At 73.0% G+C, this 20,608-nt stretch carries 16 protein-coding genes and 1 riboswitch; of the genes, 9 read left to right on the forward strand and 7 right to left on the reverse strand.

Going from position 1 to position 20,608, the window contains the following annotated elements:
* Positions 1-19: 19 nt before the first annotated feature.
* Positions 20-1,207, reverse strand: coding sequence for a serine hydrolase domain-containing protein (locus tag AB0G59_RS23785; protein WP_360914977.1), 1,188 nt, complete (start codon positions 1,205-1,207; stop codon positions 20-22).
* A 194-nt stretch (positions 1,208-1,401) separates the two neighbouring features.
* Between AB0G59_RS23785 and AB0G59_RS23790 the strand changes: the two genes are divergently transcribed.
* The 4 genes from AB0G59_RS23790 (at position 1,402) to AB0G59_RS23805 (ending at position 7,288) form a co-directional block, all read left to right on the forward strand.
* Positions 1,402-3,756, forward strand: coding sequence for a GH92 family glycosyl hydrolase (locus tag AB0G59_RS23790; protein ID WP_360914980.1), 2,355 nt, complete (start codon positions 1,402-1,404; stop codon positions 3,754-3,756).
* Between the two features lie 97 nt (positions 3,757-3,853).
* Positions 3,854-5,296: an amino acid permease gene (locus AB0G59_RS23795; RefSeq protein WP_360914983.1), complete on the forward strand. Its 1,443-nt coding sequence runs from the start codon at positions 3,854-3,856 to the stop codon at positions 5,294-5,296.
* A gap of 314 nt (positions 5,297-5,610) precedes the next feature.
* Positions 5,611-5,988, forward strand: coding sequence for a hypothetical protein (locus AB0G59_RS23800; protein ID WP_360914986.1), 378 nt, complete (start codon positions 5,611-5,613; stop codon positions 5,986-5,988).
* A gap of 40 nt (positions 5,989-6,028) precedes the next feature.
* The gene (locus tag AB0G59_RS23805; protein ID WP_360914989.1) at positions 6,029-7,288 is read left to right on the forward strand and encodes a hypothetical protein; all 1,260 of its coding nucleotides are present in this window, start codon (positions 6,029-6,031) and stop codon (positions 7,286-7,288) included.
* Positions 7,289-7,295: 7 nt separating this feature from the next.
* Here the strand turns inward: AB0G59_RS23805 and AB0G59_RS23810 are convergent, their stop codons facing one another.
* The 3 genes from AB0G59_RS23810 to AB0G59_RS23820 form a co-directional block, all read right to left on the reverse strand.
* Entirely contained in the window at positions 7,296-8,159 is an 864-nt protein-coding gene (locus tag AB0G59_RS23810; RefSeq protein ID WP_360914992.1) for a DNA-formamidopyrimidine glycosylase family protein, read from the reverse strand.
* A gap of 35 nt (positions 8,160-8,194) precedes the next feature.
* Positions 8,195-9,382 carry an FAD-dependent monooxygenase gene (locus AB0G59_RS23815; RefSeq protein WP_360914995.1) on the reverse strand — a complete coding sequence of 396 codons (1,188 nt, stop codon included), beginning with the start codon at positions 9,380-9,382 and terminating at the stop codon, positions 8,195-8,197.
* An 88-nt stretch (positions 9,383-9,470) separates the two neighbouring features.
* Complete coding sequence (locus AB0G59_RS23820; protein ID WP_360914998.1) at positions 9,471-11,870, reverse strand: excinuclease ABC subunit UvrA; 2,400 nt, start codon at positions 11,868-11,870, stop codon at positions 9,471-9,473.
* A gap of 180 nt (positions 11,871-12,050) precedes the next feature.
* Here AB0G59_RS23820 and AB0G59_RS23825 point away from each other — a divergent pair, with 180 nt between their 5' ends.
* The 3 genes from AB0G59_RS23825 (at position 12,051) to AB0G59_RS23835 (ending at position 14,245) form a co-directional block, all read left to right on the forward strand.
* The gene (locus AB0G59_RS23825; RefSeq protein ID WP_360915001.1) at positions 12,051-12,788 is read left to right on the forward strand and encodes a response regulator transcription factor; all 738 of its coding nucleotides are present in this window, start codon (positions 12,051-12,053) and stop codon (positions 12,786-12,788) included.
* Positions 12,781-13,902: a HAMP domain-containing sensor histidine kinase gene (locus AB0G59_RS23830; protein ID WP_360915004.1), complete on the forward strand. Its 1,122-nt coding sequence runs from the start codon at positions 12,781-12,783 to the stop codon at positions 13,900-13,902. The genes AB0G59_RS23825 and AB0G59_RS23830 overlap by 8 nt, the downstream gene beginning before the upstream one ends.
* 142 nt (positions 13,903-14,044) lie before the next feature.
* The gene (locus AB0G59_RS23835) at positions 14,045-14,245 is read left to right on the forward strand and encodes a hypothetical protein (protein ID WP_360915007.1); all 201 of its coding nucleotides are present in this window, start codon (positions 14,045-14,047) and stop codon (positions 14,243-14,245) included.
* Positions 14,246-14,272: 27 nt separating this feature from the next.
* On the opposite strand, the gene AB0G59_RS23840 is transcribed toward AB0G59_RS23835, so the two are convergent.
* Entirely contained in the window at positions 14,273-15,424 is a 1,152-nt protein-coding gene (locus tag AB0G59_RS23840; RefSeq protein WP_360915010.1) for a HoxN/HupN/NixA family nickel/cobalt transporter, read from the reverse strand.
* A gap of 29 nt (positions 15,425-15,453) precedes the next feature.
* Positions 15,454-15,670: riboswitch (cobalamin riboswitch) on the reverse strand.
* The gene (locus tag AB0G59_RS23845) at positions 15,632-16,879 is read right to left on the reverse strand and encodes an FAD-dependent monooxygenase (protein ID WP_360915013.1); all 1,248 of its coding nucleotides are present in this window, start codon (positions 16,877-16,879) and stop codon (positions 15,632-15,634) included. (Overlaps the previous riboswitch by 39 nt.)
* A 166-nt stretch (positions 16,880-17,045) precedes the next feature.
* Here AB0G59_RS23845 and AB0G59_RS23850 point away from each other — a divergent pair, with 166 nt between their 5' ends.
* Positions 17,046-18,605: an APC family permease gene (locus tag AB0G59_RS23850; protein ID WP_360915016.1), complete on the forward strand. Its 1,560-nt coding sequence runs from the start codon at positions 17,046-17,048 to the stop codon at positions 18,603-18,605.
* Between the two features lie 73 nt (positions 18,606-18,678).
* Positions 18,679-19,269, forward strand: a complete 591-nt coding sequence (locus tag AB0G59_RS23855) for a YIP1 family protein (protein ID WP_071965774.1) — start codon at positions 18,679-18,681, stop codon at positions 19,267-19,269.
* Positions 19,270-19,389: 120 nt separating this feature from the next.
* On the opposite strand, the gene AB0G59_RS23860 is transcribed toward AB0G59_RS23855, so the two are convergent.
* A complete protein-coding gene (locus tag AB0G59_RS23860; RefSeq protein ID WP_360915020.1) occupies positions 19,390-20,568 on the reverse strand; it encodes a cytochrome P450 in 1,179 nt (392 codons plus the stop codon).
* Positions 20,569-20,608 lie beyond the last annotated feature (40 nt).

Raw genomic sequence — 20,608 nt, forward strand, 5'->3', positions numbered from 1 at the left:
TATGCCCGGGCGGTGTCCGTCAGCAGAACTCCGCCCGCAGCACGTCCCCCGCGGCCCTGGTCCCGGCGAGCCAGTCGCCGTTGAAGTCGAGGACCAGCCGGTGCCCCGCGTCCCGGGTGGCGTAGGCGATGCTCTGCGTGCCGTAGAAGAGGCCGTCGTGGCCCCACACCTCCACCCCGCACGGCAGCCTGTACCGGAACAGCCCCAGTCCGGTGGCGATGTCCGGTTCGTTGCCCATGGGGACCGTGGTCGTCATCCGCGTCAGCTGCGCCGGCGGGAGCAGCCGGCCGCCGAGCAGCGCGCCCAGGAAGCGGTCGAGGTCGGCGGTGGTGGAGATCATGTCGCCGACGGCCCACAGCAGGGAGGCGTTGAACTCGGTGACGTCGTGCGTGGTGCCCGGGTCGTCGTGGAAGCGGGTGTAGGCCCGCCCGCTCGGCCTGGGGAGCCTGCCGTCGGCGCCGGGCAGGGTGGTGGAGTGCAGGCCGAGCGGTTCGGTGATGCGCCGGCGCAGCTCGGTCGCGTACGGACGGCCCGTGACCCGTTCGACGATCATCGCGGCGAGGGTGTACTCGGTGTTGGAGTAGGACCAGCCGGCGCCCGGCTCGAAGGTGGGGGCGTGCTTCATGGCGAGCCGGACCAGCTGTTCGCCGCTCCAGGTGTCGTGGCGGTGCTCGAGGAAGGCCTTGCCGTAGGCCTTCTCGCGGACGGTGGCGTCGTCGAGGTAGTTGAAGACTCCGCTGGTGTGGTTGAGCAACTGGGCGATGGTGATCCTCCGGCCGTCGTGGCCGTGCCCGCGCACCACGCCGGGCAGTCGCGCGTCGACCGTGTCGGTCATCGCGATCCGGCCCTCCGCCTCCAGCTGGAGCAGGACGGTCGCGACGAACGTCTTGGCGATGCTGGCGGTCCGGAAGTGGTCCCCGGGCAGGTACGGGCGGCGTGTGGTGAGGTCTGAGACCCCGGCCGAGCCCTCCCACGGGCCCTGCCCGTCATGGGCCCGCGCCAGCACTCCGGGGATGCCGTCACGGACGGCGGCCTCCATGGCGGCCCGGGTGCGCTCGTGTCCCGTGCCTTCCCCGGCGGGGGTCGCGGAGGGTGCGGCCACGGCCACCGTGAGGGCGGTGACGAGCGCCGCCAGGGCGGCCCGCAGCGTACGCCGGCCGTCGGCGCGTCCCCGCCCGCGCGCACGCCCGGCCCCGGCGTCTGCCATGGTCCCCGCCCCCTGACGACCCGATGCACCCCGCCTGCCCGGGCCTGCCCTTCTCCGGCGGACGCGAAACGGATCCGGCCGGCCGCTCACCCGAGTAGGTGATGGCGCGCCCGGCGCCCGGTGGGTCCTTGACTCACCGTCACCTGCCGGGCGAGCCTCAGCTGACATCGATGTCGCTCGAGGGGCGTGGTCGGATGACCCGGGCCGTACACCCACTGCTGCGCCGCACCGGCGTGATGGCTCTCGCCCTCGTGGCGTTGCTGGGCTCCACCGCCCTCGTCCCCCCGGGGCCGGCCGCGGCGACGGCCCCGGACGAGGAGCTCACCGGCCTCGTCAACCCCTTCATCGGCACCCGGAACGAGGGCAACACCTTCCCCGGGGCCGCCGTGCCCTTCGGCATGGTGCAGCTCTCCCCCGACACCGGCCACAGCACGGGCTACGACTACCAGGACCACCACATCCGCGGCTTCAGCACCGTGCACCTGTCCGGCGTCGGCTGCCGCATCGGCGGCGACCTGCCGGTGCTGCCCACGACGGGCGACGTGCAGCAGACGGACAACGCCCGGTACGCCGCCGAGTTCAGCCACCGCGACGAGCGGGCCCGCCCCGGCTACTACCGCGTCAGGCTGGGCTCCTACGGCGGCATCACGGCGGAGCTCACCGCGACCGCGCACACGGGCCGCCAGCGCTACACCTTCCCGGCCACGCAGAAGGCCAACGTCCTGTTCAACACGGGCCAGTCGCTGCACAAGACGGTCTCCACCAGCGTCGAGATCGTCGACAGCCGCACGGTCCGCACCACCATCACCGGGCGCGGCTTCTGCCAGGACACCCGCCCGTACACCGTGCACACCCTCACCCGCTTCGACCGCCCCTTCACCGGCTACGGAACGTGGAACGGCGACGCGCTGGCCGACGGCTCGCGGGCCTCCACCTCGCGCAGCCGCAACGGGGCCTGGGTCCGCTTCGACGCCACCGACGACCGGGACGTCGAGGCCACCACGGCCATCAGCTACGTCGACGCGGCGGGTGCGCAGCGCAATCTGCGCGCCGAGGAGGACGGCTTCGACCGCACGGCCCTCGCGGCGCACGACGCCTGGGAACGGCGGCTGCGCGACGTACGGGTCCAGGGCGGCGGCGCGACGCTGCGCCGGACCTTCTACTCCTCGCTCTACCGCGCCTTCCTCGCGCCCAACATCGGCAGCGACGTCGACGGCCGCTACACCGGCTGGGACCACAAGGCCCATCAGGCCAGGGGCTTCACGTACTACCAGAACTGGTCGTTGTGGGACACCTATCGCACCCAGGCCCAGCTGCTGGCCCTGCTCGCGCCGCGCGAGTCCAGGGACATGGCGCTGTCCGTGCTGCGGATCGACGCGGAGGGCGGCTGGCTGCCCAAGTGGGGCTACGGCCCGGTCGAGACCAACATCATGACCGGTGACCCGGTCACCCCCTACCTGACCAACGCCTTCCAGCACGGGCTGCTCGCCGGGCACGAGGAGGAGGCCTACCGGGTCCTGAGGAAGAACGCGGACGGAATGCCGCCCGCCGCCTCCCCGGCCGTGGGCCGGGAGGGCAACGACCGCTATCTGCGCGACGGTTACGTGCCCCATCTGCCCGACCGCCCCAAGAGCAAGCCCGGCGACTCCGACCTGCACGAGGGCGCCTCGGCCACCTTGGAGTACGCGCTCGCCGACGGGGTGCTCGCCCGGATGGCCCGCGAGCTGGGCCACCGCGCGGACGCCGACCGCTATGCGAAGCGGTCGCTGAACTACCGCAAGCTCTACGACCCGGCCACCGGCTTCTTCCGGCCCCGTGACGCCTCCGGCGCCTTCACCGGGTCCGCCGACCCGGCGAAGAGCCCCGGCTTCCACGAGGGCACGGCCTGGCAGTACCAGTGGCTGGTGCCGCAGGACCTGCCCGGACTGGTGCGGCTGATCGGCGGCAAGGACGCGGCCGACAAGCGGCTCGACTCCTTCTTCGCCTACGACCGCCTGCTCACCGACCCGGCGCGCACCGCCCGCCAGGTGTGGGTCAACGGCCCGTACGACTACTACAACGCCGACAAGTACAACCCGCAGAACGAGCCGGACCTCATCGCCCCGTACACCTATCTGTCCACCGGCCGCCCGTGGAAGACGACGGACGTGGTGCACGCCGCGCTGACCCTGTTCACCGACAGTCCGGACGGGATGACCGGCAACGACGACCTGGGCACGATGTCGGCGTGGATGGTGCTGTCGGCCATCGGGGTGTACCCGGTGCAGCCGGGCGCGGACGTGTGGGGGCTGAGCACACCGGTCTTCGACCGGGTCGACCTGCGCCTGGACCGGCGCTGGTACCCCCGGGGCCGCTTCACCGTCAGCGCCCCGGGCACCTCGCGGGAGAACCGGTACGTGCGCACGGTGCGGCTGGACGGTGCCGCGTACGACCGCACGTATCTGACGACGGACGCGATCCGCCGGGGCGAGCGGCTGGACTTCACCGTCGGGACGAAGCCCTCCGGCTGGGGGACGACCGCCCGGGCCGTGCCGCCCGCCATCGGCTGATCCCCGCCGCCCCTGCGGGGCGGCGCCTTCCGTCGCCGCCCCGGCTCGGCCATGATGACCGCGATCCCGCCCTGAAGGATCGACGAGAGGACAACGCATGGCCGGGCTCCGGGTTGGTCAGGGCGTACTGCGCCGCAAACCGATCGAGACGATCGAGGAGGCGGAGGAGACCGAGGCCCACGGGGAGCATCTGACCCGCACCCTGGGGCTGTGGCAGCTCACCGCGATCGGCGTCGGCGGCATCATCGGCGCCGGCATCTTCAGCCTCGCGGGCACGATCGCCAACGGCGTGGCGGGCCCGGCCGTCCTGGTCTCGTTCCTGATCGCGGGCGTGGCGAGCGCGGCGGCGGCGTTCTCGTACGCCGAGTTCGCGGGCCTGATCCCGCGCGCCGGATCCGCCTATACGTACGGCTACGCGGTGCTCGGCGAGATCGGCGGCTGGTTCATCGGCTGGGACCTGCTGCTGGAGTACACGGCCATCGTCGCGGTCGTGGCCATCGGCATCTCCGGCTACATCAACTTCCTGCTCGCGGAGACGAACACCCAGCTGCCCGACTGGATGCTGGGCGCGCCGGGCACCGGCGACGGGCACCGGGTGGATCTGTTCGCGGCGGTGCTGTGCCTGCTGATCGCCTATCTGCTGACCATGGGCATCAAGAACGCCGCCCGGTTCGAGACGATCGTGGTGGGCCTGAAGGTCCTGGTCGTGCTGCTGGTGATCATCGTGGGGTTCTTCCACATCGAGAGCTCCAACTACACCCCCTTCTTCCCCTTCGGCGTCAGCGGGGCGTTCACGGGAGCGGCCACGGTCTTCTTCGCGGTGTTCGGCTACGACGCGATGTCCACGGCGGCGGAGGAGTCGAAGGACGCGCAGCGTCACATGCCGAAGGCGATCATGTACTCGCTGGCCATCTCGATGGTGCTCTACGTACTGGCCTGCCTGGTTCTGACCGGCATGCAGCCCTACCACGAGATCGACAAGGAGAGCGGCTTCTCGACGGCCTTCAAGGCGGTGGGGCTGAGCGGGATCGCGGACGTCATCGCCGTCGGCGCGATCATCGGGATCCTCACCGTGATGTTCACGTTCATGCTCGGTGTGACCCGGGTGTGGTTCGCCATGAGCCGGGACGGGCTGCTGCCGAAGTGGTTCGCCCACACGCACCCGACGCGGCACGTGCCGACGCGGGTGACGTGGATCGTGGGCGTCGCCTCGGCGCTGATCGCGGGGTTCGTCCCGATCGGCGAGGCGGCGGAGCTGACCAACATCGGCATCCTGCTGGCCTTCGCGGTGGTGTGCACCGCCGTCATCGTGCTGCGCTACCGGCGGCCGGACCTGCCGCGCAGCTTCCGCTGCCCGGGGGTGCCGGTGGTGCCGGCGATCGGGGTCGCGGCGTCGATCTGGCTGATCACCTATCTGGCGTGGCAGACGTGGGTGCGGTTCGCCGTGTGGTTCGCGCTGGGGCTGGTGGTGTACTTCGCCTACTCCTACCGCCACTCGGAGCTGGCGAAGGCGGACGAGCGCGGAATTCCCCGGGATTAGCGGCTTTCCCACCGCCGGAATTGACAGAGGGCTTACCTTTTTTGGCCGACCTGTCCACCTATCTGAAAAGATATGACTTTCCGGTCATGGCCCGTTCTTTTCGTTCCGTTGCCGCGCTACCTTCGGGGAAACAGGCTCGCCGCCCCGCCGTGAGGGCGGCGGCAGGCAACCGACGGGGGCGCATGATGCGGTCGGTGATACCCAAGTGGGCGGCGGTGGCGTTTTCCCTGGCCGTTCTGACAGCGTGCGGCGGCGACAACGGTTCGACGGAATCCGATGACCCCACACCCGTTCCCTCTCTTTCCTCGGCCTCATTGAGCGTCATCCCCTCCACCTCCGCGCCGCTGCCGTCCACCCGGGTCGTTCCCACCCCCTCCGCCCCGCCCGTGACGGTCGTGGGTTCGGTCCCGGCCCGGCTCGTGGGGGAATGGGTCGGTGACACCAAGCCCGGCCGGATCAAGAGGATCACCTTCTCCGCCGAGGGGAACTGCACCCTGCAGTACAGCAGCGGCCTCGTGATGCGCGGCCCCGTCGTCGTCCAGGGCTCCCTCATGACCTTCTCCATCCCGGGCGGGCCCTGGCGGCAGGTGACGTATCGGATCGAGCGGCTGGACGATCTCTACGGCTACAGCTTCGAGAACCTGATCCTCGACGGGTCGAGCTACGTGCGGCAGGTCGGCGGAGCCCCGTGACAGGCCCCGTGACGGCCCGTCATGCGACGTCGGCTCGCTCGTGACCGGCGGGAGCCGGTTCAGCGTACGGATCCGGCTGCAGATCGCGGTGCTGGTCGTGGTGGCCCTGGCCACGCTGTCGGCCACCTGGCAGTTCAGCGGGGCCGGCGGTGCCTATCAGGACGCGGTGCGGGAGGAGCTCAAGCGCCAGGCGGCGGTGCGGGAGGACGTCCGCCACGTCTACGGCGACGAGGCGCCGGGCGCGTTCCGGGCGGCGGCCGCGCGAATACGGGCCGACGCCCTGCGGCCCCTGGAGGACCGGGGGCGGCTGGCCGCGTCCGAGTACGCCCTCGCCGCCCAGAGCGCGCTCGCCTCCCGCGCCACCGCCGGGTCCCTCGGCGACGACGCCTACGTCCACCGCGAGCTCGGCTACGACGTCCCGCGCCGGCTGGCCGACCTGCAGAAGCGCTCGCCCGCGCTGTACGCCATCGACCCGGACGCCACGCTGCGCGAGGGGGACCGGTGGGCCCTGTGGGGGCGGATCTCGGTGTGGGTGGCGGTCACGGTCCTCCTCCTGGCCGCGGCGGCCGCGAACGTCCTGCGGCCCGTGCGTTGGCGTCGCCCGCCCGCGCCGCCACCGGCCCCCCGGGTGCTGCGCAGGCCCGAACTCCTCCCGCAGCCGGCCACCGCCCCGCCCGGCGACGACCGGCGCGTCGCACGCTTCCGGCTGTTCCTGGCCGCGCTCCTCCTGGCGCTGCCCTTCGGCCAGATGGTGGCGGCCTGCGACGAGCAGCGCGCCCAGGCCGAGGCGGCGCGCCGGGCCGCCGGGATCTCCACGGCCGTCGAGGTGAGCGGCCAGCGGACGGCGTTCCTCACCGCGAGCCTGCAGACCGCGCTCGCGGCGGACCTCCAGGCATCCGCACGCCTGTCGGCCGCCCTTAAGGCCGGGGGCTCCCAGGACGCCGCGCACGAGCAGGCCGTGGCCGTGGCCGAGACGAAGGCCGCCGGCCTCATGGCCCGTACGGCGCACTACATGGGCCGGCCCGCGGAACCGGCCGACCGCGTCGACGGAGCCACGTCGGCGGCGCTGCGGACGGAACCGCGCCAGTGGCGCACGATGCTGGCCGAGCAGCACCGGCAGGTGGACCGGGCCGAGGCGGCCGGCATGCGCGGATTCGGGCTCGCCGCGGCCACGGCCTTCGCGATCGTGGCCCAGTTGCTGGCCGAAGCGGCCCGCTCCGCGCGCCGCGTCGGCCTCGGCCGGTCCGCCGCGGTCACCGCGCTGGTGTCGGCCGCGCTGACGGCCCTGGCCCTGGTGTGAGAGCGGCCTACTTCAGCAGCCGCGACAACCGCCGGTCGGCCAGCGGCTTGCCGCCCGTCTGGCAGGTGGGGCAGTACTGCAGGGAGGAGTCGCTGAAGGAGACCTCGCGGATGGTGTCGCCGCAGACCGGGCAGGGCTGCCCGGTACGGCCGTGGACCCGCATGCCGCTCTTCTTCTCGGCCTTCAGCTCGGCGGCGGCGTGCCCGCGCGAGCGCTCGACGGCCTCCCGCAAGGTGGTGCCCAGGGCCTGGTGGAGGGCGGCGGTCTCCTCGTCCGTCAGGCTCGCCGCGAGCTTGAACGGCGACATGCGCGCGGCGTGCAGGATCTCGTCGGAGTAGGCGTTGCCGATGCCGGCGATGACGCTCTGGTCGCGCAGGACGCCCTTGAGCTGCCGGCGCTCGCCGCGCAGCAGGGCGGCGAACGCCTCGAGGGTGAACTCCGGTGCGAGGGGGTCGGGGCCCAGGCGGGCGATGCCCGGCACGTCGGAGGGGTCACGGGCGCAGTACACCGCGAGCCGCTTCTGGGTGCCGGCCTCGGTGAGGTCGAAGCCGTCGCCGCCGGCCAGCCTCACCCGAAGCGCGAGAGGGCTCTTGCCCGGGCGCGGGGGTGTTTCGGGAAGGCTGTCGTGCCAGCGCGTCCAGCCCGCGCGGGCGAGGTGGAAGACCAGGTGGGGGCCGTCGTCGGTGACCACGTCGAGGAACTTGCCGTGCCGTCGCACGGCCGTGACCGCGCGCCCCTCCAGGTCGCTCAGCGGCGGGTCGTAGGTCTTGAGGACGCTCACCGCGGCGGGCAGCACGCGCTCGATCCTGCGGCCGACGAGGCGTTCGGCCAGGAACTCGGTGAGGGCCTCGACCTCCGGCAGTTCCGGCATGGTCCAAGTCTGCCGGAGCGGGCGGGAGCGGCAACTCAGTGGACGGGGGCGGCCCAGTCGATGCGGTAGCCGGTGAGCCAGTCCATGCGCGCGCGGGGGTCCTCGGCCATGCGGCGCTCGACCTCCGCGTCGCGGGCCCGCCGCTCCTGCTCCGTACCGGGGGCGCGCCCGGCCATGGCACCGCTCAGGGCCACGACCCGCTCGACGCGCTCGCGCCGCAGCCCCTCGTACGCCTCGAACGCCGGCTCGTTGCCGGGCAGGTCGCGCAGGCAGCGGGCGAGGACGACGCCGTCCTCGATGGCCAGGGACGCGCCCTGGGCGGCGTTGGGGGCGGTGGCGTGGGCGGCGTCGCCGACGAGGACGGTGTGGGCGTCGTGCCATACGGGTGTGGTGGGGATGTCGTAGGCGTTGATGCCGACGATGTCGTCGCCGGTGGCGGCGGCGATCGCGGCGGCGGGCGTGCGGTCGTCGGCGAAGGCCTCGGCGACGCGGCGGCGCCACTGGGCGGGGGTGGTGGCGGCGAGGACGGCCCGCGGGAGCTCGGCGCCGGGCATGTTGGCGAACCAGTAGGTGGTCCCGTCCGGTGCCCTCGTGCAGCCGAAGAAGGCCCGCTGCCCGTAGTACATGCGGTACGTGCGGTCCGGGACGGGGGCGTGCGCGGCGCGGGTGCGGCCGCAGACGGTGAGCTGGCCCGTGTGCCGGGGCGGGGGCGCGGCCGGATCGAGGAGGGCGCGGGTGCGCGAGCGCAGGCCGTCGGCGCCGACGACCGCGGTGCCCTCGGCGCGGGTGCCGTCCGCGAAGCGGGCCACGACCGTGCCGCCGGGGCGGACGGTGAGGTCGACGAGGCGCTTGCCGTGCTCGACGCGCACGCCCCGGCGGGCGGCCTCGGTGCGCAGGGTGCGGCAGAGCACGGAGCGCCGGAGGGTGCGCGGGCCGAGCCCCGGGTCCCAGGAGCCCGCCAGGGGCCGCCGGCCCAGCAGCCGGCCGGTGTCGCTGATGAACTCCACCGTCTCCGCGCCGCGGGAGGCCTCGCGCACGGGCCCGTCGGCGTCGATGGCCCGCAGGGCGGCGAGCCCGTTGGCGAAGAGGGTGAGGAAGGCGCCGGCGTCGTCCGCGCCGGCCGGGAACGCCTCGTAGACGGTCGCGTCGATGCCGGCCCTGTGCAGGGCCATCGCGGTCACGGGTCCGGCGATGCCGCCGCCGATGATCAGGACATGGGCCATGGTCTTGCTCCGCCCCCACACGTCGATCCCGGTCGAACACGTGACCATGACGTAACCAGAAGGGGTGCACTCCGTCCAGAGCGCGTGGCTACGCCCGCAGGGCCTCGGCCAGATAGGGCGCCGTCACGCTCGCCTTTGACCGCGCCACCTCCTGCGGCGTGCCCGCGGCGACCACCCGGCCGCCCTCCGCGCCGCCGCCCGGCCCCAGGTCCAGGACCCGGTCCGCGCCCGCCACGACGGCCATGTCGTGCTCGACGACCACCACGGTGTTGCCCGCCTCGACCAGACCGTGCAGCTGGCGCAGCAGCACCTCGGTGTCGGCCGGGTGCAGCCCGGTCGTGGGCTCGTCCAGCACGTACAGGGTGTGTCCGCGGTGGGTGCGCTGCAGCTCGGTGGCGAGCTTGATGCGCTGCGCCTCCCCGCCGGACAGCTCGGTGGCGGGCTGCCCCAGCCGCAGGTAGCCCAGGCCCACGTCTTGCAGTGTGCGCAGGCCGCGCCGTGCGGCGGGCACGTCGGCGAGGAAGGCGGCGGCCGCGTCGACGGTCATGTCGAGGACGTCGGCGATGCTCGCACCCCGGTAGGCGATCTCCAGCGTCTCGGGGTTGTAGCGCGCTCCCCCGCAGGCGGTGCAAGGGGCGTACGTACCGGGCAGGAACAACAGCTCGACGGCGACGAACCCCTCGCCCTGGCAGACCTCGCAGCGCCCGGCGACCACGTTGAAGGAGAAGCGGCCGGCACCGTAGCCCCGGGCGCGGGCCTCGTCGGTCGCGGCGAAGACCTTGCGCACGGCGTCGAACAGGCCGGTGTAGGTGGCCAGGTTGGAGCGCGGCGTACGGCCGATCGGCTTCTGGTCGACGCGCACGAGCCGGTCGACGGCCGCGAGCCCCTCGGCCTTCACCTCCGGCTGCCGTCCCTCCAGGTGCGCGGCGACGGTCTCCGCCAGCGCCTCCCCCACCAGCGTCGACTTGCCCGAGCCGGAGACCCCGGTGACGGCGGTGAAGACCCCGAGCGGGACGTCCACGTCGAGGTCGCGGAGGTTGTGCCGGGTGACACCACGCAGCGCCAGGACGCCCGAGGGCTCGCGGGGCGTACGGGCCCGGGGCCCGGCCCCGTCGGGGAAGACGAACCGGCGCGTCGCGGAGGCGGCCACCTCGGCCAGCCCGTCCACCGGCCCGCTGTAGAGCACCCGCCCGCCGTGCTCGCCCGCCGCGGGCCCCACATCCACGATCCAGTCGGCGCGGCGGACGACGTCCATGTGGTGCTCGACGACGAACAGCGAGTTCCCGGCCGCCTTGAGCCGGTCCAGGACCGTCAGCAGGGCGGCGCTGTCGGCCGGATGGAGACCGGCTGAAGGCTCGTCCAGGACGTAGACGACGCCGAAGAGGCCGGACCGCAGCTGGGTGGCGAGCCGCAGCCGCTGCAGCTCGCCGGCCGACAGGGTCGGGGTGGGGCGGTCGATGCTGAGGTAGCCCAGGCCGAGCTCGGTGAGCACCTCGATGCGGGCGACCAGGTCCCGGGCGAGCGCCGCGGCGACCCCCTCGCCGTCCCGCACGGGGCGCAGCGTCCGCGCCAGGGCGTCCAGCGGCAGCGCGGCGAGCGCGGCGATGTCCCGCCCGGCGAACGTGACGGCCAGCGCCTCGGGCCGCAGCCGCCGCCCGTCGCACACCGGGCACGCCCCGCTGACCAGGTGCCGCTCGGCACGGGCCCGCAGGGCGGCGCTCTTGGAGTCCGCGTAGGTGTGCAGCACGTAGCGGCGGGCGCTCATGTACGTGCCCTTGTAGGGGCGTTGGATGCGCTCGGCGTCCCGTACGGGGTGCACGGTGACGACGGGCTGCTCGTCGGTGAAGAGGATCCACTCGCGGTCCGCCCGCGGCAGCTCCCGCCAGGGCCGGTCGATGTCGTACCCGAGCGTGTCGAGGATGTCCCGCAGGTTCTTGCCCTGCCACGCGCCCGGCCAGGCGGCGACGGCTCCCTCGCGGATGGACAGCGACGGGTCGGGGACCAGCGAGTCCTCGGTGACCCGGTGGACGCGCCCCTGGCCGTGGCACTCCGGGCAGGCCCCGGTGGCGGTGTTGGGCGAGAAGGCGTCGGAGTCCAGCCGTGCGGCCCCTTCGGGGTAGGTGCCGGCGCGGGAGTAGAGCATGCGCAGCGAGTTGGAGAGTGTGGTGACGGTGCCGACGGAGGAGCGCGAGGTCGGCGCGGACCGCCGCTGCTCCAGCGCCACGGCGGGCGGCAGCCCGCTGACCTCGTCCACCTTGGGGGCGCCGACCTGGTGGATGAGGCGGCGCGCGTAGGGGGCGACGGACTCGAAGTAGCGGCGCTGGGCCTCGGCGTAGACGGTGCCGAAGGCGAGGGAGGACTTGCCGGAGCCGGAGACTCCGGTGAAGACGACGAGGGCGTCGCGGGGGATGTCGACGTCGACGGCCTTGAGGTTGTGCTCGCGGGCGCCGCGCACGCGGACGTAGGGGTCGTGCATGGGGTTGATCATTCCCCACCCCGCCCCTTCCCGTAACTGGGGCTCCGGCCCAGACCCCGGTCCTCAATCGCCGGACGGGCTGAATTTGTTGCCCGGAACCGGCGGAAAATCGAGCCCGTCCGGCGATTGAGGACAAGAAACGGTGAAAGGGCGGGATCGGGGAAAGGCCCTCCGGGGTGCCACCCTGGGGGCATGCACGACACGCCACCCGCCCACGTCCTCGTCGTGGACGACGACCCCACCGTCGCCGAGATCGTGGCGGGCTACCTCACCCGCGCCGGCTTCACCACCGCCCGCGCGGCGGACGGCCCCGCCGCCCTGGCGGCGGCCGCCGTCGTCCGCCCCGATCTCGTCGTCCTCGACCTCATGCTCCCCGGCGGCATGGACGGCTTCGCGGTGTGCCACGCGCTGCGCCGCGACCACGGCGCCCTCCCCGTGATCATGCTGACGGCCCGTGGCGAGGAGGAGGACCGCATCCTCGGCCTCGAGGTCGGTGCGGACGACTACGTCACCAAGCCCTTCAGCCCCCGCGAGCTCGTCCTGCGGGTGCGGTCGGTCCTGCGCCGCGCCCACGCCGCGGGTGCGCCCGGCCCGGCGGGTACGCCGCCGCTGCGCGCGGGGGGCCTGACGCTGGACCCCGTGGACCGGCGCGTCACCAAGGAGGGCGCCGAAATCGCCCTCACGGTCCGCGAGTTCGACCTCCTGGCGTTCCTGCTGCGCCACCCCGGCCGGGCCTGCGCCCGTGAGGAGCTGATGCGGGAAGTGTGGGGCTGGGAGTTCGGCGACCTGTCCACCGTGACCGTCCATGTGCGGCGGCTGCGCGGCAAGGTCGAGGACGACCCGGCGCGGCCGAGGCTGATCCAGACGGTCTGGGGCGTCGGTTACCGCTTCGCCGCCCCGGGGCCGGACGGGGGGCCCGGCCGTGCGTGACGTCGCGCTCATCGCCCTCTACGCCCTGCTCGGCGCGGTCGCCGCCGGGCTGTTGGGGGCCCTCGCGCTGCGGGCCCTGCGCCACCGGTCGGTCGCGGTGTCCCTGACCGTGGTGGCCGCGGTCCCGGTGACCGCGATGCTGGCCGGGACGCTGGCCGTCGCGTGGGCGATGTTCCTGTCCTCGCACGACCTGACCGTCGTGACGACGGTGTGCGCGATGGCCGCCGTGGTCTCCCTCGCCACGGCGCTGCTCCTGGGCCGCTGGGTGGTGGCGCGCAGCGCCGCCCTGACCCGGGCGGCCCGTTCCTTCGACGAGGGCGGCTTCGCCGCCCCGGACGGCGGGGCCACGGCGGAACTGGCCGAGCTGGGCCGGGAGCTGGCGGCGACCAGTGCCAGGCTCGCGGCGTCGCGGGAGCGCGAACGCGCCCTCGACGCGTCCCGGCGCGAGCTGGTCGCCTGGATCTCGCACGACCTGCGGACCCCGCTGGCGGGGCTGCGCGCGATGTCGGAGGCGCTGGAGGACGGCGTGGCCGAGGACCCCGGGCGCTACTTCCGTCAGATCCGCACCGAGGTGGACCGGCTCAACGCCCTGGTCGGCGACCTCTTCGAGCTCTCGCGCATCCACGCGGGGGCGCTGCCGCTGCAGCCGAGCCGCATGTCGGTGTACGACCTGGTCGGCGACGCGCTGGCCGGCGCCGGGCCGCTGGCGCGCGAGCACGGCGTGCGTCTGGTGGGCGGGGAGGTCGACGCCGTCCCGGTCGAGGTCGACGGCAAGGAGATGACCCGGGTCCTGGGGAACCTGCTGGTCAACGCCATCCGCCGCACCCCCGCCGACGGCACGGTGGCGGTCGCCGCGCGGCGGGCGGCCGGCACGGTCGTGGTGTCGGTGACCGACGAGTGCGGGGGCATCCCGGAGGAGGACCTGCCGCGTGTCTTCGACACGGGCTGGCGCGGTTCGGCGGCGCGTACCCCCGAGGCCCACGGGCACGGCGGCGCGGGCCTGGGGCTGGCGATCGTCCGCGGCATCGTCGAGGCGCATGCGGGCCGGGCGACGGTCCGCAACGTCCCGGGCGGCTGCCGCTTCGAGGTGACGCTGCCGTCGGCCCGCCCGTAGGGGCGGGCCGACGGCGTCAGCGCGGGCGCCGCCGCACCCCGTGGAGGGTGATCGGAGCCCAAGGCGCTGACGTGATCAGGGGGTGTGCGTCACGATGCAGCCCTCTGGCAGTGCGACGACCGTGAAGCGAACGGGATGGCCCATGTCCGACACCGATACCGCCGCGGGCCCTTTGCACAGGATCGCCGCGGCGATCGACCGGGAGCGGGACCCCTCCTCACGGACATGTCTGACGTGCGGCGGGCCGACCCGGGTGGTGGTGCGGGAGGAGTCCGCGGGCAACGGCCGGCCCGTCATCAGCGCGCGCAAGGAGTGCGCGGGCAAGGGGTGTGCGCGCCCCTGACCCGCAGGCCGTCCGGGCGCGCCCGGCTCACGGGTCGGTGACGGCGGCGGGCGTGGCCGGGGCCGTGACCGTACGGGCCGCCCAGCGCTGTTCGACCTTGGCCAGGCGCCAGTAGGCGAGCGCGACGGCCCACACCACCACGAACAGCCCGACGATGACGAACCCGACGTTGTCCAGGTCGAGTCCGGCGATCCAGCCGGTCACCGCGTCGTCGAGGCCGAGCTTCTCGTGCAGGACGCCGACCAGTTCGATGGTGCCGATGAGGAAGGCGACCGCGATGGACAGCCCGGTGATGGTGAGGTTGTAGTAGACCTTGCGGACGGGGTTGGAGAACGCCCACTGGTAGGCGAAGTTCATGAAGGTGCCGTCGAGCGTGTCGAACAGGCTCATGCCGGCGGCGAACAGCAGCGGCAGGCACAGGATCGCGTACCAGGGCAGCCCGGCGGCGGCGCCGCTGCCGGCCATGACCATCAGCGTGACCTCGGTGGCCGTGTCGAAGCCGAGGCCGAAGAGGAAGCCCAGCGGGTACATCTGCCCGGGGCGGGTGATGGAGCGGGTGAAGCGGCCGAGGACGCGGTTCATGAAGCCGCGCGAGTCGAGGTGCTTCTCCAGCTCGGTCTCGTCGTAACGGCCCTCGCGCATGGCGCGGAAGATGCGCAGGATGCCGGCGAGGGCGACGAGGTTGAGGGCGGCGATCAGGTAGAGGAAGCCGCCGGAGACGGTCGTGCCGATGACGCCGAGCGTCTGGTGGGTGGTGGACTCCTCGTTCATCAGCGTCCCGGCCAGCTGGGTGCCGCCGGCCACCAGCAGGGCCATCAGGACGACGACGCTGGAGTGGCCGAGGGCGAACCAGAAGCCGACGGAGACCGGGCGTTTGCCGTCGGCCATCAGCTTGCGGGTGGTGTTGTCGATGGCGGCTATGTGGTCGGCGTCGAAGGCGTGCCGCATGCCGAGGGTGTAGGCGGTGACGCCGAGGCCGACGCCGAAGACCTTGGAGTCGACGGTGTAGTGGTTCGGCACGACCATCAGGAAGAGCACGCCGAAGGCGACGACGTGCAGGGCGGCTATGACGGCCAGCAGGCCCGCGGTGCGCAGGGTGTCCTGGCGGCGCCAGCGGAAGGCGGGCGCGGGGCCGGCGGGGGAATCGGGGGAGTCGGGGAACTCGGGAAACGCAGTCATCGTGGGGTGAACGCTCCAGCACCTCGTGGATCATTTCGAGATGCCGTGGCCGGTCTCCTGGCTTACGGGTCCGTTCGCGCCCGCCCCCGCCTTCCCGGCAGCCGGCTGCGGCCAGTGGCTCCGCGCGCCCGTGGGCGCGCGGAATGGGACGGTCACTCCCCGATCACAGTGGCGAGGGCCGCTCCGGAATGGGACCACGAGGGTCCGTCACCGGTCTTCCCGAACACCACGGCCGGGCCACTTTAACTCCTGGCCTCCGAAGACCCGCTCCCCGTCGGCCGCCTCGCGCCACCACTGTTCGAGCGCGCCCTGGTCCATGGCCGCCCAGTCGGGCGTGGCCTCCACCTGTGCCCGGCCCAGCCGGCGGGCGAGCTCGACGACGGCCAGGCCCGCGGCCGAGCGCTCGGCGTCGTAGGCCCGTACCGCCTCGTCCCAGCTCGTGGCCGAGCGCAGAGCGCGTTCCAGCACCGTGGCGTCCTGGAGGGCCTTGACCGCGCCGCTGCCGGTGTGGGGGCGGGTGACGGCGGCCGCGTCGCCGGCGAGGACGAGCCGGCCCTCGCCGTAGTGCGGCACGGCGAGGTCGTAGAGGGGCTGGACGAAGGTCCGCTCCCTGGGCGTGAGGCGGACGAACTCCTGCCAGTACGGCGGGAAGTGCCGCTCGACCACCGCCGCGTGGTGTGCCATCAGCTCGTCGGTCACCGTGCCGGGCGGCAGGCTCGTCGCCTCCCGCAGCGCGGGGGCGGCGGAGGGCGGCGGGGCGGTGTAGAAGACCCAGTTGGCGAAGGTGCCGACGCCGTGGGCGCCGGGAATGCGGTAGGCGATCATGTGGCCGCCGGGGAAGGTGACGGTCGCCGCCTCGTCCTCGGCCCATGCGGTGCGCGGGCCGGGCAGCGCATCGGCGGGCACGGTGCCGCGCCAGGCCAGATAGCCGGCGTAGACGGGCACGGTGGCGGCTCGGGTGGCCGCCCGTACGGCCGAGCGGTAGCCGTCCGCGCCGACGACCAGGTCGAAGCGCTCCTCGCGCCCGTCGGCCAGGCGCAGCCCGACCCCGTCGGGCTCGGGGACGACCTGCTCGACGGTGGCGCCCTGCCGGTAGTCGACGGACGCGGGGACGCGGGCCCGTAACTCCCGCCACAGCGAGCCCCAGTTGTACGAGCGGAACGGGAACGGCAGCTCCCCCAGCCGGCGGCCGGCGCGGTCGCCGCCGTCCCGGGTGAGCCAGGTGCGGGTGGTCAGCCGCACCCAGGGCATGGCGGCGTCGACGTAGCCGGCCGCCTCCAGTTCGCGGTAGCGCTCGTCGCGGACGGCGAGGCCCACGCCCCGGTCCTGGAGCCCGCCGGGCGTCCGCTCGTAGACCACGACCTCGTCGGCGCCGGCGCGGGCCGCCGCGAGCGCGGCGGCGCAGCCCGCGATGCTGCCGCCCACCACGGCCACTCTTCCTCCGTGCACTGTCATCCTCACGTCTCTTCTCGGGTGATGCGTTGATGCGCTTCGTGCACAGATCTTGACTGTCCGTCGTCCGCGGCACCAGAGTCGCCGACACTCCGCAGGTGATGGACGCGTCCGGCGGGCCGGTGTACGAGTGCAGTGGACCTAATCACGGGGCGAAGGGGCTGACGCCATGACGGATTCGGCAACAGGCGCGGAACGCGGGCCCGAAAAGGCGGCGGTGCCGGGGCAGCGGGACGGTTTCGTGCGCCGTATCGGACTGTTCCAGGCCACGACCATCAACATGAGCCAGATGTGCGGCATCGGGCCCTTCGTGACGATCCCGCTGATGGTGGCCTCCTTCGGCGGGCCGCAGGCCGTCATCGGCTTCGTCGCCGGCGCGGTCCTGGCCCTGGCGGACGGCCTGATCTGGGCGGAGCTGGGGGCCGCGATGCCCAGAGCCGGCGGCAGCTACGTGTATCTGCGGCAGGCGTTCCAGTACCGGACGGGCAAGCTGGTGCCGTTCCTGTTCGTCTGGACGGCGATGCTCTTCATCCCCATCGGCATGTCCACGGGGATCATCGGCTTCGTGCAGTACCTGGGCTATCTGTGGCCGGGCATGGGGCAGACGGCGGGCGACCTCACGGGGTTGGCCGTCATCGCCCTCATCATCACGATGCTGTGGCGGCGCGTCGACCACATCGCACGGATCACGGCCGTGCTGTGGTGCGTCATGCTCGCCTCGGTCGCGCTCGTCATCGTGGCCGCCTTCACCCACTTCAGCCCCGACCGGGCCTTCACCTACCCGGGCGACGCCTTCGAGCTGAGCAGCCATCAGTTCTGGATCGGCTTCGCCGCGGGCCTGACCATCGGCATCTACGACTACATGGGCTACAACACCGTCGCCTACCTGGGCGCGGAGATCAAGAACCCGGGGCGCACGATGCCGCGCGCGATCGTCTACTCGATCCTCGGCATCATGGGCATCTACCTCCTGCTGCAGATCGGCACGCTGGGCGTGATCGACTGGCGGCAGATGCTCGACCCCGCCTCGACGGCCCACTCGTCCGTCGCCTCCGCCGTGCTGGAGGAGGCCTGGGGCAAGGGCGCCGCGAACACCGTCACGGTGCTGATCCTCGTCACGGCCGTCGCCTCGGTCTTCACCGGCCTGCTGGGCGGCTCGCGGGCGCCGTACGACGCCGCCTGCGAGAAGGTCTTCTTCCGCCCGTACGCCAAGCTCCATCCGCGTCATGGCTTCCCGGTGCTGGGGCTGGCGACGATGGGCCTGCTGACCGCCGTCGGCTTCCTGATCGGTCGTCATACGGATCTGGCGACGCTCATCTCCCTGCTGACCGCCGTGATGGTGATCGTGCAGGCCCTGGCCCAGGTGCTGGCGCTGACCGTGCTGCGGCGGCGCCAGCCGGGGCTGCGCAGGCCGTACCGGGTGTGGCTGTATCCGCTGCCGAGCCTGGTGGCCCTGACGGGCTGGCTGGTCATCTACGGCTACGCGGACGAGAACTCCCCCGGACGGCACCCGATCGAGTGGTCGCTGGCCTGGGTCGCGGCGGGCTGTGTGGCTTTCGTGCTCTGGGCGAGGTACGAGAAGGTCTGGCCGTTCGGGCCGCGGGAGATCAGCGAGGAATTCCTGAACGCCCCCGACCCCGATGCCCACCACGACGCCGCGGTACCCGGCACGGGCCCCGGAGGCGATCCCGATGCCGACCCCGACACCAAGGAGCCCACCCCGGCCTGACGGGGCGTCCGCCGTCCCCGGACCCCTGGACCGGACTCCGGTGGTCCGGCCGAACGGTGATAAAACGGCACCCATGCCCGTGACCACTGCCCCGCCCCCGCCCGTTCCCACCGCCAAGCCGCGCAAGCTGCTGTGGCACCGCCTGATATTCGGGCTCTGGTACCGGCCCGTCGAAGTCCTCGACGAGGCGCGGGACCGGAGCGTGTGGGGGGCGGCCGCGTTCGTCTCCCTGCTGTGCGGGGCGCTCGGGACGCTGGCCAAGGACTCCTTCTGGGGGCAGTGGGGGGTCAGTCCCGTGCTGGCGCTGGAGGCGATGGCCATCGGCTCCGCGGTGATGATGCTGGCCAGCCTGCTGCTGGGCGCCGCCACCCACGCCATCGCCCGCCGTCTGGGCGGCAACGGCAGGTTCGCGCCCACCGCGAGCCTGTTCGTCGTCATCTTCTGGGCCAGCGACCTGCCCCGGCTGGCGCTCGACACCTGGCTGCCGGCGAGCTCGATGCCGGTGCGCGCCGCCGCCTCGGTGACCGCGGCGTTCGGCTGCGCCCTGGCCACCCTGCTGATCCGCGGACAGCACCATCTGCCGACCCATCGGGCCGCGGCGTCCGTGAGCGTCCAGATGCTGGCGGCGGTGGTCCTGCTGAAGTTCCCGCCCGGCAGCGGGTGAGGTGGGCCGGAACGCCGAAGGCCCGCCCGGTGCGACGGGGGATGCACACCGGGCGGGCTCGAGGACAGTTCTACCTCATCAAGGATGGGTTATGCATCAAAAACCTGTTCGGCTTGTCGATTACCAGCGGACCGGGAGCGAAATCAGGCCACGCGCCCTGATGGTGGGACGCCACCTCAGCGACTCTCTCGGAACATCGAGTTCCAGGTTTTCGAAGCGCTCCAGCAGCGCGGCGAGCGCCGTCTCCATCTCCAGCCGGGCCAGCGGCGCGCCCAGGCAGTAGTGGATGCCATGGCCCAGCGCCAGCTGGCCCGACCGCTCCCGCCGCAGGTCCAGGCGGTCCGCATGGGGGAAGTGACGCGGGTCGCGGTTGGCGGAGGCCACGGACAGCAGCACGGTCTCGCCGGCCGGTACCGTCACTCCGCCGATCTCCATGTCCTCCAGCGGGAAGCGGCGGATCGCCAGCGGAGCCGGCCCGTCCCACCGGCTGAGCTCCTCCACGGCCGCCTCGAGACCGTCCGGATTCTTTCGCAGCTCGCGCAGGTGCGCGGGGTGGTCCAGCAGGGCGAGGACGGCGTTGGCGATGAGGTGGACGGTGTTCTCGTAGCCGGCGAAGAGGATGAGGAAGGCCAGCGAGGTCAGCTCGTCCCGGGACAGCGTGTCCCCGCCGTCCTCCACGGCGATCAGGTCCGAGAGCAGATCGTCGGCGGGCTCGGCCCGCTTGCTCTCGATGAGCCCGGTGAAGAAGCGCATCATGCTGGCGACGGCTTCCTTCATCAGGTGCGGCCGCTCACGGTCCGGGGTGATCAGGGCGTCGGTCCAGACCCGGAAGTCGCGCCGGTCGCGCTGCGGGATGCCGAGCAGATCGCAGATGACGATGATCGGCAGCGGCCCCGCATAGGTGGCGAGCAGATCCGTCCGCCCGTCGGCCTCGACGGCGTCCAGGAGTTCGTCGGCGACCCGGCGCACCGGCGCGCGGAGCCTGTCCACCCGGCCGGGCGTGAACGCCTTCACCACCAGGCGGCGCACCCGGGTGTGGTCGGGCGGGTCCATGTTCAGCAGATTGGCGTCCAGCGCCGGGGGCAGCGAGAAGCCGCTGTAGTTGCCGGGAAGGGCGTTGCGCTTGTCGAGGGAGAGCCGCGGGTCGGCGAGGCCCTTGCGGACGTCCTCGTAACGGGTCACCAGCCAGGCCGGCTTGCCGTCCGGGCCGGTGACGCGGTGCACGGGCCCGGCCTCGCGGAGCTTGTCGTACGTGCCGTACGGGTCGTCGATCAGCGCGTTGACATCGATGGGCTGCATGTCACCCGACTCTAGAGGGGACCTGAGGTCCGGTTCCGGG

Source organism: Streptomyces sp. NPDC021096, assembly GCF_040641275.1.
In the GTDB taxonomy this organism is placed as follows: domain Bacteria; phylum Actinomycetota; class Actinomycetes; order Streptomycetales; family Streptomycetaceae; genus Streptomyces.